Genomic DNA, 1,748 nt, shown 5'->3' with positions numbered 1-1,748 from the left:
GCCCAGTTCAGCGTGTGCGCGTCGGTGGCCACCGAGCTGCCGGGCTCGACCGGGATCACCACCGTGGTCTCGATCTTCAGATCCGGCGCGGCGGCGCGCAGTTCGGCCAGCCGGTCGCGGCCGAGGAAGGTGCCCGACACGAACAGCGCCGCCGGATGCACCCGGCCGAGCACGTCGGCGGCCTCCTCGGCCACATAGCGGGTGTTCAGCGGCACCAGCGCCGCGCCCGCGTACTGCGCGGCCAGTGCGGCCACCACCCAGTGGTGGGTGTTGGGGGCCCACATCGCCACCCGGTCGCCACGGCGCACGCCGCGGGCGATCAGCGCGCGGGCGGTGCGCTGGACCTCGGCCAGCAGGCCGGCCCAGTCGAGACGGACCTCGCCGTCGGCGAGCGCGGGCGCGTCGCCGTACGCGCGGGCCGCCTCGTGCAGGGCCAGCGGTGTCGTCTGTGCAGGAGCGGTCACGGATGTCCTCACCGTCGGTGCGCGCGCCTCTCGGCCAGCCGTTCTGGGCCGAGTCGAGCAAGCGCTCTACAAAGCAAGTGCTTGGTAGGTTATCCTACCGGCGTGGTTGCGATCCAGACCTCAGAATCCGACACCGCCGCGCAGGACGCGCGGTTTTGCGCGGAAGTCCGCGAATGGCTGGCGGAGAATCTCAACGGCGAATTCCGTGAGCTGCGCGGTCTCGGCGGCCCAGGCCGCGAACACGAGGCGTTCGACGAACGCCTCGCCTGGGACCGGCACCTGGCCGCGGCGGGCTGGACCTGCCTCGGGTGGCCGGAGGAATACGGCGGCCGCAATGCCAGCGTCCGCCAGCAAGTGATCTTCCACGAGGAATACGCCAAGGCCAACGCGCCCGCGCGGGTCTCCCACGTGGGCGAGGAACTGCTCGGCCCCACCCTGCTGGCCTTCGGCACCGAGGAGCAGCGCCGTCGCTTCCTGCCCGGCATCCGCAATGTCACCGAACTGTGGTGCCAGGGCTACTCCGAACCCGGCGCGGGCTCCGACCTGGCCGCCATCACCACCGCCGCCCACCTCGACGGCGACCAGTGGTCGATCAACGGCCAGAAGATCTGGACCTCGCTGGCGCACGTGGCCGACTGGTGCTTCGTGGTAGCCCGCACCGAGAAGGGCTCGACCCGCCACAAGGGCCTGTCCTACCTGCTGGTGCCGATGAAGCAACCCGGCATCGAGGTGCGCCCGATCATCCAGCTCACCGGCACCTCGGAGTTCAACGAGGTCTTCTTCGACGACGCCCGCACCGACGCCGATCTGGTGGTCGGCGCGCCCGGCGACGGCTGGAAGGTCGCCATGGGCACCCTCGCCGTCGAGCGCGGCATCTCCACCCTCGGCCAGCAGATCCGCTTCGCCCGCGAGCTGGCCGACATCGAAGCTCTGGCGAAACGCACCGGCGCCGTGAACGACCCGCTGCTGGCCGACCGCATCGACCGCGCCTGGGTGGGCCTGCGCGTGCTGCGCGCCCACGCCCTGCGCACCATGGCCGGTCACGGCATCGACGAATCCGGCCAGGCCTCGGTGGCGAAGTTGTTGTGGGCCAACTGGCATCGCGGCCTCGGTGAGCTGGCGATGGCCGTGCGCGGCCCCGAGGGCCTGGTGGCCGGAGCGGGCTCCGGCAGCGCCCCCGGCGCGGGGGCCGCCCCCGCGCGCGCCGCCGCGGGCGGCGAAAGGGAGCGGGGGGGAGTGTTGGCCCGCCCCGCCCCCGGCGAGGGGGGGTGGGACGAAGTGGAG

2 protein-coding genes are annotated in these 1,748 nt (G+C 72.7%); one reads left to right on the top strand and one right to left on the bottom strand.

Annotated elements, in window-relative coordinates; genetic code table 11:
• Nucleotides 1-464 (bottom strand): AMP-binding protein (locus tag QH283_RS18920; protein WP_280504319.1); only part of this gene is annotated, 464 nt, incomplete at its 3' end.
• A gap of 102 nt (nucleotides 465-566) precedes the next feature.
• Here QH283_RS18920 and QH283_RS18915 point away from each other — a divergent pair.
• The coding region (locus tag QH283_RS18915) for an acyl-CoA dehydrogenase family protein (RefSeq protein WP_280504318.1) at nucleotides 567-1,748 on the top strand (1,182 nt) is incomplete at its 3' end.

The sequence above is a fragment of the Nocardia farcinica genome (assembly GCF_029867845.1).
Classification (GTDB): domain Bacteria; phylum Actinomycetota; class Actinomycetes; order Mycobacteriales; family Mycobacteriaceae; genus Nocardia; species Nocardia farcinica_A.
The sequence above is the reverse complement of the archived record's forward strand: the minus strand, read 5'-3'. Positions and strand labels throughout refer to the sequence as shown.